At 60.2% G+C, this 21,596-nt stretch carries 23 protein-coding genes; 8 read left to right on the top strand and 15 right to left on the bottom strand.

What is annotated here, in order from left to right:
* Positions 1–2: 2 nt before the first annotated feature.
* From C9I57_RS18015 to C9I57_RS17985, 7 genes are all read left to right on the top strand, one after another.
* Positions 3–968: a DMT family transporter gene (locus tag C9I57_RS18015; RefSeq protein ID WP_107151983.1), complete on the top strand. Its 966-nt coding sequence runs from the start codon at positions 3–5 to the stop codon at positions 966–968.
* A gap of 277 nt (positions 969–1,245) precedes the next feature.
* Entirely contained in the window at positions 1,246–2,487 is a 1,242-nt protein-coding gene (locus C9I57_RS18010; RefSeq protein WP_107151982.1) for a serine hydrolase domain-containing protein, read from the top strand.
* A gap of 441 nt (positions 2,488–2,928) precedes the next feature.
* A complete protein-coding gene (locus tag C9I57_RS18005) occupies positions 2,929–3,810 on the top strand; it encodes a hypothetical protein (protein WP_181321871.1) in 882 nt (293 codons plus the stop codon).
* A gap of 87 nt (positions 3,811–3,897) precedes the next feature.
* Positions 3,898–5,178: an NYN domain-containing protein gene (locus tag C9I57_RS18000; protein WP_107152081.1), complete on the top strand. Its 1,281-nt coding sequence runs from the start codon at positions 3,898–3,900 to the stop codon at positions 5,176–5,178.
* A gap of 67 nt (positions 5,179–5,245) precedes the next feature.
* Positions 5,246–5,563, top strand: a complete 318-nt coding sequence (locus C9I57_RS17995; protein ID WP_026230125.1) for a helix-turn-helix domain-containing transcriptional regulator — start codon at positions 5,246–5,248, stop codon at positions 5,561–5,563.
* 366 nt (positions 5,564–5,929) lie between these two features.
* Positions 5,930–6,922, top strand: a complete 993-nt coding sequence (locus C9I57_RS17990) for a tyrosine-type recombinase/integrase (protein WP_107151981.1) — start codon at positions 5,930–5,932, stop codon at positions 6,920–6,922.
* A 286-nt stretch (positions 6,923–7,208) separates the two neighbouring features.
* Positions 7,209–8,366 (top strand): hypothetical protein, encoded by a 1,158-nt coding sequence (locus tag C9I57_RS17985; RefSeq protein WP_146166231.1) that lies wholly within the window; start codon positions 7,209–7,211, stop codon positions 8,364–8,366.
* A gap of 499 nt (positions 8,367–8,865) precedes the next feature.
* Here C9I57_RS17985 and C9I57_RS17975 read toward each other — a convergent pair whose 3' ends face one another.
* The 7 genes from C9I57_RS17975 to C9I57_RS17940 form a co-directional block, all read right to left on the bottom strand.
* On the bottom strand, positions 8,866–11,523 hold the full coding sequence (locus C9I57_RS17975) for a toprim domain-containing protein (protein WP_107152080.1): 2,658 nt from the start codon (positions 11,521–11,523) through the stop codon (positions 8,866–8,868).
* A 41-nt stretch (positions 11,524–11,564) separates the two neighbouring features.
* The gene (locus tag C9I57_RS17970; RefSeq protein WP_107151978.1) at positions 11,565–11,813 is read right to left on the bottom strand and encodes a hypothetical protein; all 249 of its coding nucleotides are present in this window, start codon (positions 11,811–11,813) and stop codon (positions 11,565–11,567) included.
* On the bottom strand, positions 11,810–12,289 hold the full coding sequence (locus C9I57_RS17965; RefSeq protein WP_107151977.1) for an ACP synthase: 480 nt from the start codon (positions 12,287–12,289) through the stop codon (positions 11,810–11,812). The genes C9I57_RS17970 and C9I57_RS17965 overlap by 4 nt, the downstream gene beginning before the upstream one ends.
* Positions 12,286–12,486 carry a hypothetical protein gene (locus C9I57_RS17960; protein WP_107151976.1) on the bottom strand — a complete coding sequence of 67 codons (201 nt, stop codon included), beginning with the start codon at positions 12,484–12,486 and terminating at the stop codon, positions 12,286–12,288. The genes C9I57_RS17965 and C9I57_RS17960 overlap by 4 nt, the downstream gene beginning before the upstream one ends.
* A gap of 253 nt (positions 12,487–12,739) precedes the next feature.
* Entirely contained in the window at positions 12,740–12,985 is a 246-nt protein-coding gene (locus C9I57_RS17950) for a hypothetical protein (RefSeq protein WP_107151974.1), read from the bottom strand.
* Positions 12,986–13,173: 188 nt separating this feature from the next.
* Positions 13,174–13,422, bottom strand: a complete 249-nt coding sequence (locus C9I57_RS17945; protein WP_107151973.1) for an ogr/Delta-like zinc finger family protein — start codon at positions 13,420–13,422, stop codon at positions 13,174–13,176.
* A 25-nt stretch (positions 13,423–13,447) separates the two neighbouring features.
* Positions 13,448–13,663 carry a hypothetical protein gene (locus C9I57_RS17940; RefSeq protein WP_107151972.1) on the bottom strand — a complete coding sequence of 72 codons (216 nt, stop codon included), beginning with the start codon at positions 13,661–13,663 and terminating at the stop codon, positions 13,448–13,450.
* Positions 13,664–13,788: 125 nt separating this feature from the next.
* Here C9I57_RS17940 and C9I57_RS17935 point away from each other — a divergent pair, with 125 nt between their 5' ends.
* Positions 13,789–14,256 (top strand): helix-turn-helix domain-containing protein, encoded by a 468-nt coding sequence (locus tag C9I57_RS17935; protein ID WP_258187697.1) that lies wholly within the window; start codon positions 13,789–13,791, stop codon positions 14,254–14,256.
* 12 nt (positions 14,257–14,268) lie between these two features.
* Here C9I57_RS17935 and C9I57_RS17930 read toward each other — a convergent pair whose 3' ends face one another.
* The 8 genes from C9I57_RS17930 to C9I57_RS17895 all read right to left on the bottom strand — a co-directional run bounded on the left by C9I57_RS17930 (position 14,269) and on the right by C9I57_RS17895 (position 21,581).
* Positions 14,269–14,649 carry a helix-turn-helix domain-containing protein gene (locus tag C9I57_RS17930; RefSeq protein ID WP_219909880.1) on the bottom strand — a complete coding sequence of 127 codons (381 nt, stop codon included), beginning with the start codon at positions 14,647–14,649 and terminating at the stop codon, positions 14,269–14,271.
* A 500-nt stretch (positions 14,650–15,149) separates the two neighbouring features.
* On the bottom strand, positions 15,150–16,232 hold the full coding sequence (locus tag C9I57_RS17925) for a phage late control D family protein (protein WP_107151970.1): 1,083 nt from the start codon (positions 16,230–16,232) through the stop codon (positions 15,150–15,152).
* Positions 16,229–16,642, bottom strand: a complete 414-nt coding sequence (locus tag C9I57_RS17920) for a phage tail protein (protein ID WP_107151969.1) — start codon at positions 16,640–16,642, stop codon at positions 16,229–16,231. Before C9I57_RS17920 ends, C9I57_RS17925 begins: the two co-directional genes overlap by 4 nt.
* A 28-nt stretch (positions 16,643–16,670) precedes the next feature.
* Complete coding sequence (locus C9I57_RS17915; protein WP_107151968.1) at positions 16,671–19,256, bottom strand: phage tail tape measure protein; 2,586 nt, start codon at positions 19,254–19,256, stop codon at positions 16,671–16,673.
* 2 nt (positions 19,257–19,258) lie between these two features.
* Positions 19,259–19,372: a GpE family phage tail protein gene (locus C9I57_RS17910; protein ID WP_107151967.1), complete on the bottom strand. Its 114-nt coding sequence runs from the start codon at positions 19,370–19,372 to the stop codon at positions 19,259–19,261.
* An 8-nt stretch (positions 19,373–19,380) separates the two neighbouring features.
* The gene (locus tag C9I57_RS17905; protein WP_107151966.1) at positions 19,381–19,791 is read right to left on the bottom strand and encodes a phage tail assembly protein; all 411 of its coding nucleotides are present in this window, start codon (positions 19,789–19,791) and stop codon (positions 19,381–19,383) included.
* A gap of 77 nt (positions 19,792–19,868) precedes the next feature.
* Positions 19,869–20,378 (bottom strand): phage major tail tube protein, encoded by a 510-nt coding sequence (locus C9I57_RS17900; RefSeq protein ID WP_181321869.1) that lies wholly within the window; start codon positions 20,376–20,378, stop codon positions 19,869–19,871.
* 30 nt (positions 20,379–20,408) lie between these two features.
* Entirely contained in the window at positions 20,409–21,581 is a 1,173-nt protein-coding gene (locus tag C9I57_RS17895; protein ID WP_107151965.1) for a phage tail sheath protein, read from the bottom strand.
* Positions 21,582–21,596 lie beyond the last annotated feature (15 nt).

Raw genomic sequence — 21,596 nt, 5'->3', positions numbered from 1 at the left:
CGATGAGAAAAGCGGTCGACGGACGAGCCACGCTGATGATGGTCGCGCTCTGCCTGACCTGGAGCCTGCAGCAAGTAGCGGTCAAGGCTTCCATGGCGGACGCATCACCGATTCTGCAGCTCGCGTTGCGTTCGGGCGTAGCGGCGCTTTTGGTCTGGTTCTACGCGCGCTTTGTCGCAAGGGACCAGTGGCTGAGGAGGCCGATCCGACGCGCAGCAGTCACGAGCGGCAGCCTGTTCGCACTCGAATTTTTGCTCGTGGCGGAGGGCCTGAACTGGACGAGCGCGTCGCATATGGTGGTGTTCCTCTATACCGCGCCAATGTTTGCCGCCCTCGGCCTGCATCTGTGGCTGCCCGACGAACGACTATCGCGTCTGCAATGGACTGGGCTCGGTCTTGCCTTCATCGGCATCTCGATCGCGTTTCTTGTGCCGACTTTGCGCACGGGCGGCCTCGCACAGACGCCAGCCTGGATGCTGGGCGACTTCTTGGGCTTGTGCGGCGGCGCGGCTTGGGGCTTGACGACCGTCGCCGTGCGCACGAGTCGGCTCAGCGAGGCCCCGGCCACGCAAACGCTGTTCTATCAGTTGGCCGCCGCATTCGTGATTCTGCTGCCAGCCACGGCCATTCTTGGCGAGATGCGTTTCCACAGCACGCCGATGGTCTGGATCAGTCTCGGGTTCCAAACATTCTTCGTTTGTTTCGCCAGCTTTCTGATCTGGTTCGCGATGTTGCGACGCTATCTTGCCGCACGCCTCGGCGTGCTCGCGTTCATGACTCCGGTCTTCGGCGTGGGGTGGGGCGTGGTGCTGCTGCATGAGCAACTGACGCCTGCGTTCGTGGTCGGTGCGGTATTCGTATTCGCGGGGCTGATCGTGGTCAACGGTCATTCGTGGCTTCGGACGCTGTTGCCGCATCGGAAGGCGAAGGAGGAACGCTCGTCGGAGCCTGCATCGTCGGCACCTTGAATCGTCCTATTTTTTGACGGCCATAGCTCCGGTCGCAATCGCCTTTTTCCGCGCAAATCGCATCGATATATGCGATTCCAGACCTATAGTGTCAGCGCGAACCCAAGACGAGCAAAGCGCTGCTGTGCCACTAGAGGCATTCTTGCGCCGTCTGTTTCCGTAGCCCGTTTGGGTCCGAACTCGTCGGCGCGTTGACACACTTTCGAGCGTTCGGGGAAGCGTGCTGTCGACTCGCATCGGAGAAGGCGCTGCAGCGTGATCGAGAAGGAAAAACGCGATGGCTATTTCCCGCTTGCTGTTGCAAACCAAGTATCTATTCGCGACCTTCCTTTGTGCGCTCGCCATGGTCATCGGAGTGACGTTTTCCGCTTGCTCCGGAGGCGATTCACCCAGCGAACCGGCTTTTGCGACAGCAGCCCGGCCGCAGATCAATCAACTGCTCGTCGACACGATGACCGCTGGCGCCGTTGTCTATGTCCAGTCGCCAAGCGGTAACTGGCTGGCATCGTTTGGCACCGCGGTGCGAGGCACCAACACGCCGATACCGACGAATGCGCATTTTCGCGTCGGCAGCGTGACGAAGACATGGACAGGCACGGTGGTTCTGCAACTCGTTCAGGAGGGCAAGCTAAGCCTGAGCGACCCTGTCAGCAAATACGTAGCGAATGTGCCCAACGGTGATGCGATTACGATCGCTCAATTACTGTCGATGCGCAGCGGCCTCTACAACTACACGACGAACCTCGCTTTCAATCAGACGCTCGATTCAGAGCCCAACAAGGTATGGACTACCAGCGAAATGCTCGACATCGCGTTTAGCAATCCCGTGTATTTTGCGCCGGGCGCTGGATTTATGTACTCGAATACGAACACGGTGCTGCTCGGACTGATCATCGAGCAACTCACGGGAATGAGCGCCGCGGATGCAATCAAAACGCGTCTTTTTGTGCCGCTCGGCCTGACCGATACCTTCCTGCCGCCGCAGAACGATACGTCGCTGCCCGCTCCGTTTGCGCATGGGTACCAGTGGGGCACCAATGTCGAGACGGCCATGAGTGAGGCGTTGTCTCCCGAGCGTCAAGCGGCTGCGGCGAATGGGACGCTGCAGCCGACCGACGTGACCGGCGCAAGTACGTCGTGGGCGTGGACGGCCGGCTCGGGGATTTCCACCGTGACGGAACTCGCCGAATACGTACAGCGCATGGTCGGCGGTGGCTACCTCAGCGCCGATTTGCAGGCGGAACGACTGGCCAGTTGCACGCCAATACAGCCGTCAGATCCGAATTCGGCGAGTTACTGCCTTGGCTTGGCCAAATTCGGAACGTTCTATGGCCACACCGGCGAGATCCCCGGCTTCAACACGTTCATGGGATATGACCCGGCGACGCGAACGACTATCGTCACCTGGGCGACGAGCGCGGAAGCGCCCGATGGCACCGCGCCTGCCAATGAAATCGCTCGGATTCTCATGGGGGAGCTCAGCAAGGCTGCTGAAGTGCCCACCGAGACGCGACCTTGAACGCAAGTTGCCTAGTGTCCAAACGCCGCCCTTTCGGTCGGCGCGAGCGCTTCCGCCTCACATCGAGCAATTTCTATTGCCGCCTTCACGATTTCCGCAGCGGGGCTGTCCGCCGGACTTGCGTACTGACCGGGAGTGAGGGCCTTGCGGTCCGCCGCCACCGCAACCAGCGGCCTCCGGGACAACAATACCGGCCAACCTGCGGCTGAGGGGTAAATCTGTCTTAATTCCGCAGTAGTTCATTTCCGAGGCCTGCGATGGTCGGCATGCTGTGACGCCGCCCCGGGGTGACGCCTCGAGAGCACGACGGACCAATAAAAAGGGCGTCACCGGAGTGACGCCCTTGAAGCAGGAAGCCGGGGGTCCGCTTACCAAAGGCAGCTGCCGACACTGATCCCGACTTTTCATCAGCAAGCTTACAAAAATGAGGACGCATCGTCAATGGAACTTTCCGATGAAGCGCTGGCCGCGGTCACCTTGCTTCTGTCCGGCGAACGCCTTGGGACGTTCCTTACTCTTGCTGGCTCGCCGCGGTCGGCGATAGCGCTTCACCAACAGACCCTGCAGGTAGCCGGGAGCCTGATGTGTGTGACGGCGGTCGTCGAGATCGCTTTGCGCAATACCATCTGCGACATGCTCGCGGCCCATTTCGGCAGGGACGACTGGCTGCGTAGTCCGCCGGCACCGTTCATCTGGCGCGAGCAGGAAAAGACCCGCATTGGTGAAGCTGTCGCCAGTGCTCAACGAGCGGCTTATGCCAAGCTGGATACGGCGCAGAAGCACGCGATCGATGACCGGTTGTTCCGCAACGGCGTGCCAGTGGCGCTGAGCCATGAAAGGCACGCGAAAATCCGGCAACAGTCATTAGCAGTATCAAACGGACAGGTGATTGCGCAACTGACGCTGTTCTTCTGGAAGCGTCTGTTTTCGACCGAGTATGAGTCGGTGCTCTGGCGCCCTGTACTCAAGCGCGTGTTTCCGGACAAGACGCTTCGCCGTGCGGATGTAGCTGTTGAGCTCGAGCGCATCTACCAGACGCGCAACCGCATTGCCCATCATGAGCCCGTGTACGGACATCGGCTGCGCGATACGCTTGAAGCGATCGAGTTCATCATGACCCGACTCGGGCAGCAGAGAGCAGGTCCCCGCACGCCACTTGCGCAGTTGCTCGCCGATGAATGGCGCGCCCTATCGACTCAGGCGGATGCGCTCCGGAGGAGCATCCAAGCGATGTCCGGCGGCAGCGCGGAGGAGCTTTCCGGGGGCATTACCTTCGGTGAGCCTCGTATGGCCGCTGCCTGCGGTAGACCAACGATCGCATAGTCGAATCCGGGTTTGCCTTGCAACGCGGCTATCATGTGCGTCTATAGCATTGAAATCACCGCTGCGCCGCATCGGCTGGAGAAACTCATGGCTTTACCTCAAGAGGGCGTCAGCATGGCGCTGTTCTGCGACTTCGAAAACGTCGCGCTTGGCGTTCGCGATGCGAAGTACGAGAAATTCGACATAAAGCCGGTTCTCGAGCGGCTGCTGCTGAAAGGAAGCATCGTCGTCAAGAAAGCCTATTGCGACTGGGATCGTTACAAGGGATTCAAATCGGCGATGCACGAGGCAAGCTTCGAACTCATCGAAATACCGCATGTGCGGCAGTCGGGTAAAAATTCGGCCGACATCCGGCTCGTCGTCGATGCGCTCGATCTTTGCTATACGAAATCGCATGTCGACACCTTCGTCATCATCAGCGGAGATTCCGATTTCTCGCCGCTAGTTTCGAAATTGCGAGAGAACGCGAAGAAGGTGATCGGCATCGGCGTCAAGAATTCGACCTCGGAGTTGCTCGTCGCCAACTGCGACGAGTTCATTTTCTACGACGATCTCGTGCGCGAACAGCAGCGAGCGCTCGCGAAGCGCGAGATGCGCGATTCGGGCTCGCCACCCGCGAAACGCGCGGCCGACGAAGAGAAGCATCCACTCCAGGAGATCGAGGCGCGCAAGGCGAAGGCGATTGCGATCGCCGTCGAGACTTTCGAGGCGCTTGCATCCGAGCGCGGCGAGAGCGGCAAGATCTGGGCGTCGGTGCTCAAAAGCGCGATCAAGCGGCGCAAGCCGGACTTTAGCGAGTCCTACTACGGGTTTCGAGCCTTCGGCAATTTGCTCGATGAGGCGCAAGCGCGCGGTTTGCTGGAGGTCGGGCGCGACGATAAATCCGGCGCCTTTGTCTATCGGGCCACACGGTCGGGGGGCGTCGACACGCCAAAGCAAGTCGCAGCAGGGCCGGTACTCCCGGATAGTGGCCCTGACGTTGAAGCGACGGGCTCCAAAGGGAGGAAAAAGAGCAAAGGTGGCCGGAAGCACGCTCACGAGCCGTTGCCCGCACCGGCGGCAGCCGAATTGCTGGTAGAGCCTTTGGTGGCAGCGGACCGACCGTCACCGGAGCACGCCATTGAGGCGATGGTCGATTTAGAGGCACAGGAGGCGGAGGCGCAGGAGGCCCCGAAGCCCCGCCGCACACGGGCACGCAAAGCTTCCGTGAAGAAGGCGGATACCGTTGCGGCCGAATCGGCGCACGAGGAGCTTTCCGCGGCACAGCCGCCAGCGGAGCCAGCGGCCAAAGCCAAAGCCCCAAAGGGAGCGCGTAAATCCACGTCGCGATCCAGCCGCTCTCGTAAGACGCCTGAGTCAGGCACCTAGATTATCGACGCAGCCAATCTTCTGTGCGATGGGCGGATTTCGTCCACTGGCAACGGAGAACCGACGAATGAGAAGCAGAACCCATGATGAGGCGATGGCCGAGCTGTACAGCAGCGACCCGGCGCTCGCGCTCGATGTCATCAATGGCATCCTCGAAGATGGCGACCAGGCCGAGCTGCTGACCGTGCTGCGCCAGCTCGCACAGGCGTTCGGCGGCGTGCAGGCGGTGGCCGAGCAGGCGCACCTGAATCCGACGCAGCTCTACCGCACGCTCTCGCCGAAGGGCAACCCTGCCTTGAACAGCCTGACGGCCATTCTCAAGGCGATGGGCCTGCGTCTGGCGGTGCAGCCGCTCGCCTCGACGCCGCAGACGCACGCGGCTTGAGACGTTGATCGATTGGAGACGCCACGATGCGCCAAGACTATCCCCGGCACTGAGGGGCAAGCGATTATCACCACTCTTGAGTGGGCCTAGAAGGCAAAAAACCCCGCGAGACCTTGATCTCACGGGGTTTTCTCGAAATTCAGCGGCATTCGCCGGAACAACTTCTGGTGCCCAGGGCCGGACTCTACATAGCTTCCGAACCGGAATCGAACTTCGCCGAATCAGGTATCAACTTCGCCCAAACCGCCACCCGATAAGGCTGAGCGGCGGGCGGCCCTTCGTCTGATTTTGTGGTTTACCCGGGATTGGCCGGGTTCTTCGCGGTAGCGTCTACGCCAGATTTACGCCAACAAGAAAGGAGTAAAGATGGCAACGTACCGCAAGCGCGGAAGCACTTGGCGCGCCGAAGTCGCAAAGAAGGGCATGCGACTCTCGGCAACGTTTGAAACTAAGGCTGAAGCTGTCGCCTGGGCGACGGAGAAGGAGGCCGAACTCGGTCGAAGCGGGCCAACGACATCGGTTGCAAACAACAAGACATTCGCTGACGCACTCCGTCGCTATGAGTTGGAAGTATCCCCGGCCAAAAAAGGCGAGCGGTGGGAGAAGCTCCGTTTGGCTGCTTTCCTTAGCCTGGAATGGGCCGGCGAGCGTATTGGCAGGATCGTCCCCGACCAGATCGCACAGTGGCGTGATAGGCGTCTGAAGACAGTTAAAGCGTCCACGGTCAACCGGGAGTTGAACTTGATGTCGGCGGTCTTCGAGCAAGCGCGAAGGGAGTGGAAGTGGCTAGCGGTCAATCCCGTGCGAGACGTGAAGCGCCCGACGAATCCACGGCCGCGCGATCGGCGCATCACGACGGCCGAGGAGGACAAGATGTTGGAACACCTCGGCTACGAACGAGGCCAAGTGCCCATGAAGCTGCAGCAGCACCTCGCTGCCGCCTTTCTGTTTGCGTTGGAAACTGGAATGCGGCAGGGGGAAATCATCCGGCTAAGCTGGGACCGCGTGTTTCTCAAGGATCGCTATGTGCGCCTTGAGGATACAAAGAACGGTGACAAGCGCAACGTCCCGCTGTCATCGGCGGCCGTGCGTCTTCTCGAGCTTCAGCCGAAATTTATAGGCGAACCTCGGTGTTTCCCCATCGAGTCGGCATCCGCCGACGCCCTATGGCGCAAGGCTCGCAGCAAAGCAAAGATCGCGAATCTGAAGTTTCACGACTCGCGTCACGAAGCCATCACCCGACTCGCCAAAAAGCTCGACGTCCTCGATCTGGCTCGAATGATCGGTCATCGCGATCCACGTTCGCTAATGATCTACTACAATGCGACGGCTACCGAACTTGCGTGCCGACTGGATTGAGCAAGCAACGTTTCATGTGAATTGGCAGTTCGCGGTTGATTCCGCCTTGTGCGGCGCAACGAATACAAATGTACCATTGGAGCCTGAGAGACGGGCTCGCAATGGCCATCTGAAGACGTTTGTCCGCAGTGCCCGACCGTCCGTTTTCGGGGTCTGCTAACATCGGTTGCGCTATCTTGCCAATTCTGACGTCATGGAATTTTTCGCAGTCACCGCGGCTCATATCTCAACATCATTAGTGTGGTGAATTGGACAGAATAGGCAATTACTCGGAAACGGGGGCACCTTGACATTAAAAATCAGCGCTTCGAACATTTGGGTATGGCTCAAGTCTCCAGGGGTCATGGCTTCCGTAACCTTCTTTAGTATTGCCCTCGCGGTATACCAGGGTTTTTTTTACGAACGAAAGCCGTTGTTAATTGCGACGGTAAACAGTCTATCTCCAGTATTTGACGTGGTCAAACCTGTTGGGGGCTTGGATATTTCGTATGCGGGCGTCAATCTCAGAGAAGCGAAAAAAAGCCTCTGGTCGGTTGACCTCACGCTCCGAAATGAGGGAAATTCTGAAATAAAGCTGGACGATTTCGATCCGAACGCACCTGTTCGCGTACTCGTTAAATCTGCTCAGGTCGTGGACAAGCCAAGTCTAACAACTTCAAATCAATATCTGAGCGCTAATGTCAAGCTGATCACTGGAATAGCCGATGTTTCGATTACGCCCGTCATAATTGAGCCGGAAGACACTATTACTATCAATTTTTTGATTCTAGGAGCCGAAGGCGTTCGACCGACGATTGAAATTCTGGGGAAAATCGCTGGAATGAAGACAATCCCGCTACGAACTATTGATTCATCTTCAAATGGAAAATCGTGGTGGCAGCAAGTTGTAGGGGCGGACGCTCTATGGGTTCAGATTGTGCGCGGTCCCATCTATTTGCTCTGTACCATTTTTACGGTGGCCATATTCACGTTACTTGCAGCCGCTGCGTCCAGCCCGTTTACTCGCTGGCAAAACAAGCGCGATAGGGATTTGCGAATTCAAGAAATTCGAAGAATTAGGCTGGAGAAACTTTTTGATCAAAAAACCAATGCCTTGGCCGAAGAGTATATCGAAAATGGAATTGGGTCGATAGCTCAGATTGCGAGCGAGGCGGCAAGAGCGGAATCAAAAATCGATGCTCATCAAATTATTGGGGGAATCGAAGATGAAGAGGCCGCCAAAAGCTTAAAAAAAATGATCGGTGCTGTAATGCCGAAGCGAGCGACGGAAAGATTGAGTAAGCTTGGCTTGATTGGACTTGAAGATGGTAAGCCGATCGGAGTGGTCGAGCTCAATGAAGCGCTGGAGGCTTTTTGCCAGTTAATTGGAAATAGTCGTGAAGAGTTAATTAAAACGGCAAATAAGAATCGTCTTCCTCCTGGAATGGGGGTTCTCTACGAATAGCTCTAGATGAGCTTGCCGTTGCGGATGCTCATCGTCGCGCCCTCAATAACCGGACTGTGAGCTGCCTCCGTCGAACGACGCAAACGGGTCGCAATGCGCCGGACGCGCAATTTGGGCGCCAAATTTTTTTGCGATGCGGCAGCGACCGTCGGAATCATTCAGCAAATACGGGTACCGCTCTCACGAGGGTTGGCGACGTAGTCGTCCGGCCCGGCGAGCCGGCAGCTTGCCGCGGTTCTGTCGAGCCCAGCGGATCACTTCCCCTGCAAACCAACGTCGGCGCGCCAACGTGCCTGGAACCGGCTGCACAGGCCGCGGGAATCCCGGACGCGTCACAACGGATCGGGACACTGTGTCGACCGACAGTTGCAGCCACTCGGAGATGGCGGCTATGGCCCATAGTTGGTCTTCTACCGGGACGCGGCATTTTTCCAAGTCGCTGAGCAGGGCCTCGAGCCGTGGCACGAGCCGTTCGATCTGTTGCAAAGACATGGGGACATCACCTTTCAAATACCCAGCACTTAACCGTCGCGGGGAGTGCGGTGTTGTGGGGATCGCGGCCGCGCAGCGCGCTTCTGACCGTCTTTACTTCCAAGAATCGCCGCGTGCGACTCGTCCGCAAGTGGCGTTTGAGATCGGTAAGCGGTGGCACGGTCTGTCGACGATCAGCGGCCACCGTTGCGAAATGGTTGAGGTTGACTGCGATGAGCTTTTCGTCGGCGGAATGGTTGAGCCTCGGTTCGCCGGAATCGCCGTCCAGATACTCAAACATGTCCCAAAATTCCTGGACGATTGGATGATCCGCGTTGATCGCGCGTTGTCGCTGGGCTGCAAACTTGGCGAGAGCGGAGCGCACCGATTCGGCGCGCTCCTCGCCAAGCGGAACGACGCAAGCCAGCGCGTCGACGAGCGCCATGAGTTGAGCATGGTTCTTTGCGATACGCGTGCTTCCGATATCGGGGCGCGACAGTAATTCGACCTCGTAGCGCGGCGTGGCCTCCTTCACGATGTTGAGCACCTGCGTCTCGCGCAGTATCGAGGCCAGCAAGAATGCGCTCACCGCATCGACCGGTATGCGCTCCAACGCCTCGGCTGAGCGCTTCGTAGCCTGGGTCTGGCCGCCGCGATCGAAGTGAAGATGGACGATGCGTTGGAGCACGGCATCGCTTGCCGACACCTGGGCGTTCTGGCTGATCACGATGGCGCCGCGGAACGGGGGTTCGCGCGTCTCGTTGCCGCCGTTCTTGACGCCGACCGCGCGCACGCTGCGGCCGTTGTATGCGGTCTTCAGTTCGTCCCAATCGAATGTTCGCGCCTTCGCGGTGTCTTCGCTTCGATCGGCCTCGATCAACACGACTGGCATAGCCGATACCTGCGCGAAGTTGCGCGCGCGGGCGGCGAGCGACGATTTCGATGGATCGAAGCCTTCGTAGTCGCGGCGACCGAGAAGCTTCCAGAGGAACTCGACGAGCGTCGACTTGCCGGCGCCAGCCTCGCCGACGATCTCGAGAAACGGAAAGCTTTTCTGCTCTGCGCGTATCTGCTCGGCGAACAGCGAACCGAACCAGAAAGCGAGGGCGATGATGCCTTTCTCAGCAAAGCAATGCCAAAGCCTCTCGAGCCAGTCGGAGCACTGTCCGTTAAGCTCGCGCGAGATCGTCAGGTGGACCGACTGATTCAGCGTCTTGATGCTGAGCTTTCCGATGTCGAAGAAGTCCTCCTCGTTCAATTCATAGCACTGGCCGCCTTTGACCGCGAGATCGTTGAAAATCCAGGCGCCGTGCTCCTTGCTGTAACCGACGAAATCGACGGTCTGCACCGAGCGGATACCGGCCATCTGCGACTTCAGGTAGCGGTCGAGTTGCGCGCCGTTGCCTGTGTAGAACGCACCCGGCGCGACCGCGAGTAACCGCTTCTTGAAGTCGCTCGACGACGCCACCTGGCCGCCGGTGAACGTGTTCTTGACCGCTCGCGCGCCATTGGGAAACTCGATCCGAAAGTAGTACCAGGACTCGTCGGTGAGCGCGTTGGCTTGGTAATAGAGGGCGGTAGGCAAGCAGTTCGCAATTTCGCAGACCGTCCCCGACTCGTTGAGTGCATAGCCTCGCTTCCCCTCCTCAGAGAGCCCCGGTTGCTGATCGGCAGCATCACGTGCTCGGTCGAACCGCTCCATGTCAAGCTTGAACCAGTACAGGCGGGAGTCGAAGTCAAACGGAAACTCGCGGAGCCCGCGTCTTTCGTAGATCAGGACGGCCTTTTCGAATGCTGTTGCAGCGATCATCAGCGCGCCGTGATAGCGGTATTCGGCCAGGTTGTCCGCCGTCAGCTCCCCGCGCTGATGGAGATCGTTCCAGTCGATCTTGGCCTTGCGCTGCGGGATGACGGCAGCCTCGCATTCGAAGCCCGCTTCACGCGCTCGGTGCACCCATTTCTTCGTGTAGCCACGGCCAGCGCGATCGCCGTCGAGCGCCCACACAAGGCGAGGGCAGGGGAGCCCACGGGCGCTGGCGGAGGCGCGCATGTTCGCGAGGGCCTCCTCCGGGTAGTTGTTGCACGATAACAGCGCGACTGCGGCGATGCCGTGGTGGTCGAACGAGATCGCATCGAAAATTCCTTCCACCAGCCAGAGCTCTTCAGCACTCGAAATGTCGAGCGTCGGCGGCTTCCACCAGTTGCCCGCGTAGCTGCCGCCATACTTGAAGTTTGCCTTCTTCTTGCCAAACCGCCCAGGCTCGTCGATGAGGCGCTCCCACCAAGTGCTGCCAATCGCAAAGCGGACGGTCGCGGAGCCGGCCTTGATCGCCGCGTCGTAGTACTGTTCTTGCGAGTACCATCCGCTTACGCGTGCAAGATCGAAGCCGCGCGCGAATCGCATATAGGCATCGGCGGCGGCATTTGGGCTCGTCGTCGACGAAACGTATCGCTCCGACCACCTTTCGAAGAGATCCTGATAGAGCGCCTTCACGTGTTGCGAGTAGCCGCACTTGTTCTCCCGACCACATCGGATGACCCAGGGATCGCTGGCGCTAGCAAACAGCTCCCGTTTTCCGCATTCGGGGCAGCGGCCCTGCTGCAACCAACGGCCGTTCTCGTTCTCTTTGAAATCGAAGTCGGCCGTGAGCCGGCGGGTGATGTCGTCGTGAAGGTCGGGACTCATGTTGAGCGTCTGGCAGCGATTGATGGTTTCCGCTTTTGGACTCAATGCCGTGGCCGGCCCGGCGCCGCCGGGTTCTCGTTCGTCGATGGGCTGAAGACGACGGCTCCCAGCCCGGCGGCAGAGCGCGGGAAGGCGAGCGCGAGACGGTCGCTTAGCGCGGCGACGAAGAGGCCGAGCGTGCGCTGGCGCTCGAGACTGCCCGGTTTGTTGTCGAAGCGGAGGACGCTGGCCGCGCTTGCGATCGCCGATGCGAGCGCTGCGTCGTGTGGAGCGGACGGGTGGAGAGTCATTGCTTTCGCTCCGCATCCGAGCTGGGCGCGCACTCGGTGGCCGTCCGGTCGCGTAGTGCTGTTGCGAACTCGACGGTCGCCTCAAGGGTCACGCGCAACCGCGTCTTCGGTCGACGAAGGACCACTCGCGGATAGAGACGATCATTGGTGACCGACTCGAGGCGCCACCCGAGTCCAATGAATCCCTCGATCAGCTGATCATCCCGCTGAGAGATGGAGCCAGACCAGATGCGCAGCGCCCAAATTCGCCTGCTTTGCCATTCGGTGAAGGGGCGGCAATTCTCCAACATCATCGACAAATCGCCCACAGAGAAGCACACGCCACGCGCCGATAGCGATCTCAGGTCTGGCGCGATTGCTCGAATGAGTTTTTCGGCACGCTTCAACTCGGCGAGCCGTCCCGAGTGCCGTCGGCGCTCAGTCGCGACGATCTCTTCGTACGTCGTTTCCTGCTTGCGAACGTTGGTCTGTTTCATGCGCCCTCCCGCGGTGGCACTGACCAAGCCAGTGCGACGATGAGTAAGATCAACGACACCACGCCGATAGCGAGCGAAGTCAGCGGCCCGGACCTGTTGGAGGCGCGTTGCAGCAACATCGATGCGGTGCGCGTGGTTCCGGTCAGAGAAAACGACAGCATCAGCAAAATGCCGATGCCAAAGACATACAGCTTCATTTCTTGAACCTCCTTCTGTTCGCGCCGCCATGGCGCGTAACGGTCAATCGTTCCCGCTCGCTTTACTGCTTTCGCGGCATTGACAACTCCGTACTCGCTCTCGTGCCTGCATCGAGCGAAGGGCGCTCATCAACACGCGTCGGACTGCTCGCCGGCGGGTCGATGCATTGAAGTCACCCACCAATCGCAGCCGCTGCCACGCGGCGCGAAGGTCGGGCTCCGTTCGTTCCTCACACATAACGGTCCTCGTGGGTCAGTGCAGCCAGACGAACTCGGGCATGAATGCCTCGTGGTCCCATCGCGACGTGACGCCGAACCCAAGGTTTCGGGCGATCGTGACGAACGTTATGAGGCGGATGTCGAGATGAAAGAGTCGCCGCAAGTATTCGAGTCGCTCCTCAGCGTCGAAGTGACAAAGGTTGGGCGGCGAAAGAAGGCCCACGTCTCCGATCGATGCTGCGTCGACGCTCGGTTGCTTTGGCTTTTTCGGCTGTTTCATACGGTGGACCTCAATTTAGCGATTCGCGTTGACCATCGATTGCAGAAGCTGGTGGCTCTCGCATCTCCGATGCGCGCCGTAGAGAACCGCAGAGGTTTTCAGCATGAACGTCTCCTTTTTGAGGCAAAAACAAGCCCCTCGCGCCCAAATGGCACGATGCGAGAGGGGGACCAAGAGAAGCCGGGAAGCTAGATCGGCAGTTCTAGCTGTTGCGCGAGCCTTTCACGCACGCGCGGCGACATGGGCAGGTTCAGCGAGAGGTCCGGCGTTGCCGACGGCGACAACGTGCGCGCGAACTCCATGTTCACGATGTACGTGTGACCGCATTCAGCGTTGTTGCACATGAAGGTGACCTCGCGAAAGGTCAGCGACATGTCGCGACTGCTGCGCGCCGTGGCACGAGTGCGGCAGTGCGGGCAACGGTTCAGGATTCTCATTGCTGTCTTCGTCCAACGCGGATCGTCAGGGTTTAGAAGTTGCCGCAAGCGTCCCGCTCGCTCCCTCGAGCGCGGTCATACCGATCACGAGCATTCCGCGCGCAACGCACGACATGGAGCGGTTTTCCGTCGCGGAGATCGCCTCCAATCTTTTGCGTTCACCGGGCATCAGGCGCACATAAATAGGTTTGGTCGAGAGCACGCCACGCGGCATGCGGCTACGGCCTTTGGGCTTGGTCATGGCGGGTATACTTTCCTTCGGTAACCTTGCATTATGTAAGGCAAGTGTAATGAGCAATAAACGTCTCGTCAACAAGAGGTGGGAAATTGATGTCCAGCGTTGGAGGGCGACTTCGGGAAGAGCGAATGCGCATCGGGTTGAGTCAGGACGAGCTGGCAGCGATTGGAGGAGTGACGCGCCGAACGCAGCACGCGTATGAATCTGACAACAGCGGTCGAGGACCCGATGCGAACTACCTGTTGGCGGCCCGTGAAGCGGGCGTGGATGTCGTCTACGTGCTCACGGGCGAGCACGTGAAAACCCAAAGTTCAGATGCGTTTCCCTTCAGCGAAGATGAGCGCGAGATCGTGCGCAAGTACCGCTTACTGAACGAGGGCGGTAAAGGCGCCGTCGAGGCGATGATCAACGGCTACCTTGTCACCGGGACTTTCACTGAGTCCGGCAAGGCGGCGAAGCGAATACCCCGTCTTGCGTCGAATCGGGCCGCAGCGATGGACTCTGAAACCCTCGAACTGGTGCGCCGCGCCCTCGACGATCAACGTCAGCGGGGCGAGACGCGGGCAAAGAAACGCCCGGGCAAAGCAAAGGCCTGAGCGGGCGCAGCATTACGGCCGCCGTAGTGCTTTGCTGACCCGGCCGAGCGCCGATAGCGCTTCGTCGACATCCTCGAGCATGTCCGCCAACTTGTCGCCGCATGACGGCTCCGCTTCTGTGCGAGACAGTATCGCGAGCTGCCTGTTGAAATCGAGCAGTAAGCGGCGCAAGCGCTTGCCATGAGGCGTGAGCCGGAAACCATCACTACCCGCACGCCGCTCCATCAATCGAACCCCGAGTTGGCCTTCGAGGCTAGCGATCTTTTGGCTCATCGTCGGCCGTTGCACGCCCGCCGCGCGTGCCGCATCGGCGAGGCTCCGATGCTGCGCGATGGCTAGAAACGTTCTCAACGAATTCCAGTTCAACGGTGGCGGTCTTGTTGAGCCCCCCATTACAGGGCTCCTTCGTGGCATGTCTTGTCTTTGAACTTTCGGAAAATTCTCATTGCAACTGGTCGCTGTCCTTCATGTTTGGATAGAACCTACGTAGACGTAGGTTTTTTCGTTCGTTCCCATTTCGCTCGATATCTGCGTTAATTCTCATGGCGCAGAGAGGGCGCGTCCTAGAAACGAAGAAGGAAAAACGTGAACAGACATCATCAACGTATAAAAAACAAGCGATCCAATGCAATGAGAGAAAGCATCGAACCGAAGAGTAGGTCGGCTCAGGAGTCGAGCAAACTGGCGCGAGGGCGTCAGCGAGGAGCACCCGAGCGGCTTTCGGGTCCGCTTACCGATGCAGAGCAGGAAGTCCTATGTCACTTGGTCACAGCGGCGATCTCGAGCCTCACGGCAGTCAGAACCCTCTTGGATGACCGAGCGGCCCAGTTCGAACCATCCAAGAGATCATGATCGGGGGCTACGGCTGCCGGGCAAATCGCCGCAGGCAAAGGTTAGCCGTTGCCGCCATGTCGAAAGTGCGACCGGTGACGATCGGTTGTCGGATCGTCCCGAACTTCCAGCTCGAGCGACGACGTGAAACCGCCTTCGCCGATTGTGTGAGTCACCTTCTTGACGAGCCACGGCGTGGCGTCGATCTCCGGCTTGAAGCCCGACACAGTGACGGGTAGCTCCGGAAACAGCTCGGGTCGGCCGAGTGCGAGCGTGTACGACAGAGTCGCTTGCGAGCGCTGCACGCGGGCGAACTCGGCTTCGGCCGCTGCCCGTGCCTCGGCCTCCGTTGCGTAGTCCTCCGGTAGCACCTTCATGTTTCGGTTATTTTCCCCGCCGACGACAACTGACTTGCGTGCTGCCTTACCGTTGGAGTGCCAGTGCGCACGCACCCCTGAATAGCTTTCGCGCTGGGCAATGTGATAGCGGTGCTGATCGCCGCTCGCGCGCGTGAGCCTGAGCACTTCAAATGGTTTCCCGCTCGCCGATTTCCCTTCGCCGATCGGCACGAACAGAAGGTTCATGTCCTTCACGTTCATCACGGCGTCGAAGCGCCTTGCAAGTCGCGTCAAGAACGACATGTCGGACTCATGGGTCTGGTCGATGTGTTCGATCATGATTCGCGCGAGCTGCTCACCGACGGCCGCCGTCAGCGAGTGACGGCTCGCAATGGTATCGACGATCGAGCCGATCGTCTCGCGGTGCCAGCTTCGCTCTCGACGTTCGCTCATGGCGTTCGTCATCGAAGCGGAACGCGCGCGGACTGTGATGATGTCAGGCGCGCCGCTATGCTCGATCTCGTCAACGATGAACGTTCCCTTGTCGACCAATGCCGTACCGAGCCACCCGATCGATAACTTGATGCTCGCGCCGCGCTTCGGTATGGCAAAAAAATTCCGCGAGTCGTCGAGCACGACGTCGAGCGTGTCGGCTTCCTCCGCGCGGGACTCGGACAGCGTCAGGTTGATGAGGTTCGGCGCGATGAGGGGAGAAAGGTCGCGGCCGTCGAAGATGATGCGATAGTCGGCCTGTGGCTGGGTGCGATGGATGCGATTGGCGTCGCCCGCGGTGCCCTGCGCGCTCATGCCGCGCTCCTTTCGACGGCGTATAGGGCGCTGTCGTCGACGCGTTTCAGCGTGAGGCTGAACTCGATCTTGCGTGGGATGCCTTCCCGCGTGTGGTAGGTCGCCGTCTCGTGCAGGCTTTCGATGACGAAGGCGCCGTAGACGTAGCCGATGCCGTCGACGAGCACGTACGCCTCGCCGGCGTCGCCCATCTTGGCCAGCTTTTCGAGCGAGGCGATGGTTCCGATGCCGTTATCCGGCGCCACCATACCGTTCAACGTGATGGTGTCATCGCCCGCGCCGGTGAATTGGCTCGCGTCGCGCGCGCCTACGCGTGAGCTGGTGCGGTGCTTCCAGCTGCGCTGTCGCTGTAGCTCCTTGTAAGGAGTCGTCGCGAGCGCGAAGACGAATTGATCGAGCGACATCATCATAGGCTTCTCCTTCTCTCCGGTCGGGGAGTCAGTCGGACAAGCGCGAGCCGATGCGGGAGCGCTTCGCACGCTCCGCGCGCTCGAGCTCTGCGCGCACCATGCGGCCAACCTCGGCCGCGTCGACGCCCGGCGGCGGATAGACGTTGATCGTGATCACTGACGCCGCGGCGGGGGAATTGGTGGCCGCGGGCGCCTTCGCGAGCGGCGGACGAGTATCGATCGGTGTGCTGGGCCGCACCAGCGGCACAGCGGCCGTCTTGGCAAGCTCTGCGCCGGTTGCGATCGATGGTGCGGTGAACGCCGCCGCCGCGACGGTTGCAAGGCCAAGTGCGGCACGCGAGACGTGTGCTTGTTGACCTTTCAAACCGATCGCTGCGCCTTCGCCAATGAATCCGCCCAGCTCAGTGAAGACGCGGCTCGGGCTTTGTATACCCAACCTTTTCCTGAACCATGCAACGGTCGAGCTGGCCACGTTTGTAATGGCGTCTTTTACAGCGCCGAGGCCTGCGGTGATGCCCTTGACGAGGCCGGCAACGATATTCGTCCCCAACGTCGCGAATTCAGCCGGCAACTGAGCGCGAAACCACGACAGAGTGGCGGCGAATGCTTGGCGAAAGAACGCGAGCGGGGACCAGTTCCCGATGAGCGACGCGATGCCAACTAGGCCTTTGGAAAAGGCGGTTTCGATCGAGTGCCACAAATTGCCGAAGAATGTCTTGATCGGCTCCCAGTAGCGATAGATCAGAAACGCGGCGGCCGCGATCGAGGCGATCACGATGCCGATTGGGTTCAGAAGTAGAGCCCGGCCGGCCATCATGGCCGCCGCACCGAACGCTCGCCAAGCCGTGGCACCGAGGCCCAACACGCGAATGAGGATCCCCCCTTGCATACCAAGCGTCGTCAGGCTAAAGCGAAGGAGGGCCATTGGTCCCAGCACTGCAGCAACCATCAGTGCGAGCGTGCTCAGGGCCGCGAGGACTCCGCCCAACGCGAGCGCGATCATGGCGAGCGCATGCGCCAAGCGAGGGTTCTCGCGTACCCATTGGCTCGCGCGACTGACATAGCCAGTGACGGTTCGCGTCAACGCCCGAAGGGCGGGATCGACAGTGTCAGAGACCGATACGCCGAGATCTGCGAAAGCCGATCGAGCAGTGAGCACGTCGCCTCTGAGATTGTCGGCCATGACCGAGGCGACCTGCTTCGCCGTGCCCCCCGCGCGATTCAGAACTGCGACATACTTTTCAATGCCCTGGGCGCCTTGCTGGCTCACCAGCTCGGACATGCCCGCGGCGGGCTCTTCGCCGAATATCCGTTTGAGATAATCGAGCCTCGCGCCAGAACCGAGCGTTTCTGTCGCCCGCGCGACATCTTGCAGGATCGATGGAATGTCGCGGACGTTACCGCTCGCGTCCACCGCTTGTACCCCAAGTTCCTTGAGCGCAGATGATGCGCCAGAGGTGGGCGCTGCGATTCGCAGCAGCATTGCGCGCAGGGTAGTGCCCGCCTGGCTTGCCTGGATGCCGGCATTGCCTAGCAGGCCCGCAGTGGCCGCCGTCTGTTCAAGCGACATCCCTGCGGCACGCGCAACGGGTCCTACGTACTTCATCGTGTCGCCCAGCATATCCAACGTCGTGTTGGAGGTGGTGAACGTCATCGTCAATACGTCGGCGATGCGGCTCATTTCCTCGGCGCGCAATCCGAAGCCTGTCAGGATGTTCGAGGCGATATCGGCCGTGCGCGCGAGATCGGTGTCGCCCGCCTTCGCCATGGCAAGCACGCCGGGCATGGCTTTCAAAATTTGCTCGGGTGCGAAGCCGGCCATCGCGAGGTAGCCTTGGCCGCTCGCTGCCTGATCCGCGGTAAAGCTCGTGGTGGCGCCGAGGACGCGCGCTTGATCTCGTAGGGCGGAGAATTCCGCCGACTCCTTCGAGATTCGCGCGAGCGCTTGCACGCGCGACATCGCGGCATCGAATTCGTAACCCGAGGAGAGAAGCTGCTTCGCGCCGTACAGGATCCCTCCACCGAGCGCGCCGCCTGTTGCCGAAGCCGCCGCTATGCCTGCCGCGGCATGCTTTGAACTATTCAACTGCGCGCGAGCAGCTTGCAGTTTCTGTTGCCGACGGCTCAGGTTCGCGAGCGCGTCTTCCTGCTCGCGCAGCGTGCGTGTCGCGGAGCGTGCACGCGCCGCCAGTTGACGCTGGTGTTCCGCGAGATTGCGGGCGTTGAGCCCTGCGGCCGAGAGCTGTTCGCGAAGGCGCTGCACATTGATGGACTGCTTCTCCTGTTCTGTGGTCAGTCGTGCCGCGGCTCGCTTGGCGTTATCGAACTGCGCGAGCATAGCGCGCGACGGCTGCTCGGCGCGCCGCAGCGCGCCCGCAAGTTCGTTGACGCGGTTACGTGCGGTGGCCAGCTGCGATGCCGTCGATGCGAGGCCTAAACGCAGCTCGCGGAATTCGGCGATGTTTCGTTGCGTCTTGCCGATTTCCACCAACTCGCGCCGCGTTTGCTTAATCGAAATTGCGAGCCCCTTGTTGCCCGCGAGCAGGCTCTTCAGGGGCTTTGTCATGTTGTCGACCATATCGAACATGACGCGCAGCTTCAACGTGTTGTCCATCGTTACTCGCTTTCACTTCGTTGCCGCGCTCGCTCGCGCCAGTCCGTCAGCTCTATGAGGCTAAACGCATCCATCGTCGACGGTGCCCAGCCGAATACCGTGGCGATGTCAGCCATCGGGTCTTCTACGCGGTCTGGAATTCCACTTTCGATTTGACGGCCTTCGGCGTCAAAAAACCGACGACGAGGCCTCCCAGCATGACGAGGTCTGCCGGGTCCATCTGCGCAACGTCCTGCTCGGTCAGCGTCGGGGAGCTGATTCGAGGGAGCACTCTCGAGAGGGCAGTGACGTCGAGATTGACGAGATCGGACAGTGACACGCCGCGCAGCTCGCCGGACGCCGGCTTGCGCAGCGCAACCGTCGTGATCGTCTGCGAGCCTCGCACGATGGGGGTGTCGAGTGTGTGAGTGTTGGGAGGGGTGGCGGCGCCGACTTCCGGGCAGGTGGCGGGCGCGGAGACATTGGACGAGAAGCCTTGAGAATGAGGCTGCGCGCCAGCGCTGTGGTCCTGCAAAACGGCGTTCAATTCGGACATGTGTTCTCCTCGAGCATTTGGATAAGTCGGAGGCGGCGGGCATCGTTATGGAGCACGCCGCGGAATGGGATGCGGACCTACAAGCCCAGCGCCTGCCGGAGGGAAGCCAGCAGGTCATTTCCGTTGATCTTTTCGATCATGTTGACGAAATCGAGCTCGATGACTTCCTCGCCATTGACGGTTAGCTTGTAGTAGCTGGCGGCCGTCGTGACCTTGAATGCGGTGTCTTCCTTCGTCTTCGCGGTGCCCGCGTCGATCTCGGAGTGTCGGCCCTTAATGACGATCTCGATCGCGTCGACGCCGGTCGAGTCTTCGGATTGATAGCCGCCGGCGAATCGGAGCAGCACGCCGTCGTGCTTCGTAATGCCGTATTGCTGAAGAACTGACTTCATGAAGCCGCCGCAGGTCCATTCGAGCTGAATCGCTTCCTGACCGAAGTCGACCTTGATCGGGCCGCTCATGCCGCCACCCTGCCAGTCCTCCATCTTGCGCGTGAGCTTGGGCAGTGTGACTTCAGTAACCTGACCGACGAAGTTTTCGCCGTTCTGGAACAGGTTGAATCCTTTGAGTTTGCGGGGCATGCCCATGTGCTGTGGCTCCTGGTAGTGCGCCGGCTATTACGCGCTCACGCGCGCGGCAAAATCGGCGAGGTAGCGGTCGGTGATGCGCTGGCGCAGCATCAGGTTCTCGAGTGGCGGGACCGGCGTGTAGTCATAGTCGAGGTATGCCTTGCCTGACTTCAGTACGTCGGTGGTGTTCGGCTCCGGGTCGAACCACGACGAGCCGCCAATCAGGTAGCCCAGCGATGTCCACTCGCGGAACTTGCCGTTGATGGTTTCAATGATGTCGCGCGGCAATGACGGATTGAGCGGGCCATCGACGACCGTCATCTGCGCTTCGGCGATCGAATCCGCAATGACGTGAGCGGTGCGCGTGTAGTTTTCAAAAGCGAACAGCGGATCGTCCGAGCAGGTGCGCGAGCCCCAGAAGCGGAAGCCGTTACGATTCACGAGCGTCGTCACGTCCTGCTCGTTGAGATATCCGGCATCCGTCGCGGGGTCTTGCAAATCCCACGATACGTCCGCGCTGATGCCGGTGACGCCGTTGACGCCGACATTCGAGAGCGTCCTGTGCCAGCCGGTGTCGTTGTCGATCTTCGCGCGCAGGCCTGCGGCGTACGCGGTAGCTGGCATGACGACGGACGAGTTGGTTACATCGTCCCAAGCGAGGAAATCCGGCCAGATGACCATGAGTTCACGCTGGCCGAATTGCCGGCGATAGGCAGTGGCTTCCTCCTTCGTTTTGCAGCCGTGGGCCGACACGTAGGCAAAGGCACGCAGCGACTGCGCAAGCGTGCCGAACGCGGCCGCGACCGGCTGTGTGTCGAGGCCGGGTGCGGCGAGAATGCGTGGCCTAACACCGAAGCGCGACTGCGCCCGAAGCAGGGCTTTCATTCCCGTATATTTGCCTTCGGCCGTGACGGTGCCGACCACGTTCGACGTCGTCTCGTCCGCGTCTTTGCCCTCCGCCACGCGCACGACGATCGTGACGGGCTTCGTCTGCCGGCCGATTGCATCGAGGGTGCAGTAGAGCGTGCCTTTTGTGCCAGCTTTGCCGAGCGCTGCGATGACGTTCGTCAACAGCACGGGCGTGTCGAGGGGAAACGTGGTGGCGTCGGCATCTTCTGCTGTGCAAACGAGGCCGACGACGGCTGTCGAGACCGTGCGTATGGGGCGTGTACCCTCGTTGATTTCGAGGACGCGTACCCCGTGGTGATAGTCCTGCGGCATGGTGTGCAGCTCCTG

Source organism: Trinickia symbiotica (assembly GCF_003028655.1).
Taxonomy (GTDB): Bacteria; Pseudomonadota; Gammaproteobacteria; order Burkholderiales; family Burkholderiaceae; genus Trinickia; species Trinickia symbiotica_A.
The sequence above is the reverse complement of the archived record's forward strand: the minus strand, read 5'-3'. Positions and strand labels throughout refer to the sequence as shown.

What these genes read in the sequence shown, in the direction of transcription:
- C9I57_RS17960 (WP_107151976.1), bottom strand. Translation starts at nt 12,486, where the DNA reads ATGAAGCTGTATGTCTTTGGCATCGGCATTTTGCTGATGCTGTCGTTT.
- C9I57_RS18000 (WP_107152081.1), top strand. Translation starts at nt 3,898, where the DNA reads ATGGCTTTACCTCAAGAGGGCGTCAGCATGGCGCTGTTCTGCGACTTC.
- C9I57_RS17950 (WP_107151974.1), bottom strand. Translation starts at nt 12,985, where the DNA reads ATGAAACAGCCGAAAAAGCCAAAGCAACCGAGCGTCGACGCAGCATCG.
- C9I57_RS17935 (WP_258187697.1), top strand. Translation starts at nt 13,789, where the DNA reads ATGCGCATCGGGTTGAGTCAGGACGAGCTGGCAGCGATTGGAGGAGTG.
- C9I57_RS17910 (WP_107151967.1), bottom strand. Translation starts at nt 19,372, where the DNA reads ATGGCTGACATCGCCACGGTATTCGGCTGGGCACCGTCGACGATGGAT.
- C9I57_RS17930 (WP_219909880.1), bottom strand. Translation starts at nt 14,649, where the DNA reads ATGGGGGGCTCAACAAGACCGCCACCGTTGAACTGGAATTCGTTGAGA.
- C9I57_RS17900 (WP_181321869.1), bottom strand. Translation starts at nt 20,378, where the DNA reads ATGGGCATGCCCCGCAAACTCAAAGGATTCAACCTGTTCCAGAACGGC.
- C9I57_RS18005 (WP_181321871.1), top strand. Translation starts at nt 2,929, where the DNA reads ATGGAACTTTCCGATGAAGCGCTGGCCGCGGTCACCTTGCTTCTGTCC.
- C9I57_RS17920 (WP_107151969.1), bottom strand. Translation starts at nt 16,642, where the DNA reads ATGATGATGTCGCTCGATCAATTCGTCTTCGCGCTCGCGACGACTCCT.
- C9I57_RS17940 (WP_107151972.1), bottom strand. Translation starts at nt 13,663, where the DNA reads ATGACCAAGCCCAAAGGCCGTAGCCGCATGCCGCGTGGCGTGCTCTCG.
- C9I57_RS18015 (WP_107151983.1), top strand. Translation starts at nt 3, where the DNA reads ATGAGAAAAGCGGTCGACGGACGAGCCACGCTGATGATGGTCGCGCTC.
- C9I57_RS17995 (WP_026230125.1), top strand. Translation starts at nt 5,246, where the DNA reads ATGAGAAGCAGAACCCATGATGAGGCGATGGCCGAGCTGTACAGCAGC.
- C9I57_RS17925 (WP_107151970.1), bottom strand. Translation starts at nt 16,232, where the DNA reads ATGAGCGCGCAGGGCACCGCGGGCGACGCCAATCGCATCCATCGCACC.
- C9I57_RS17970 (WP_107151978.1), bottom strand. Translation starts at nt 11,813, where the DNA reads ATGACTCTCCACCCGTCCGCTCCACACGACGCAGCGCTCGCATCGGCG.
- C9I57_RS17990 (WP_107151981.1), top strand. Translation starts at nt 5,930, where the DNA reads ATGGCAACGTACCGCAAGCGCGGAAGCACTTGGCGCGCCGAAGTCGCA.
- C9I57_RS18010 (WP_107151982.1), top strand. Translation starts at nt 1,246, where the DNA reads ATGGCTATTTCCCGCTTGCTGTTGCAAACCAAGTATCTATTCGCGACC.
- C9I57_RS17895 (WP_107151965.1), bottom strand. Translation starts at nt 21,581, where the DNA reads ATGCCGCAGGACTATCACCACGGGGTACGCGTCCTCGAAATCAACGAG.
- C9I57_RS17915 (WP_107151968.1), bottom strand. Translation starts at nt 19,256, where the DNA reads ATGGACAACACGTTGAAGCTGCGCGTCATGTTCGATATGGTCGACAAC.
- C9I57_RS17945 (WP_107151973.1), bottom strand. Translation starts at nt 13,422, where the DNA reads ATGAGAATCCTGAACCGTTGCCCGCACTGCCGCACTCGTGCCACGGCG.
- C9I57_RS17965 (WP_107151977.1), bottom strand. Translation starts at nt 12,289, where the DNA reads ATGAAACAGACCAACGTTCGCAAGCAGGAAACGACGTACGAAGAGATC.
- C9I57_RS17905 (WP_107151966.1), bottom strand. Translation starts at nt 19,791, where the DNA reads ATGTCCGAATTGAACGCCGTTTTGCAGGACCACAGCGCTGGCGCGCAG.
- C9I57_RS17975 (WP_107152080.1), bottom strand. Translation starts at nt 11,523, where the DNA reads ATGAGTCCCGACCTTCACGACGACATCACCCGCCGGCTCACGGCCGAC.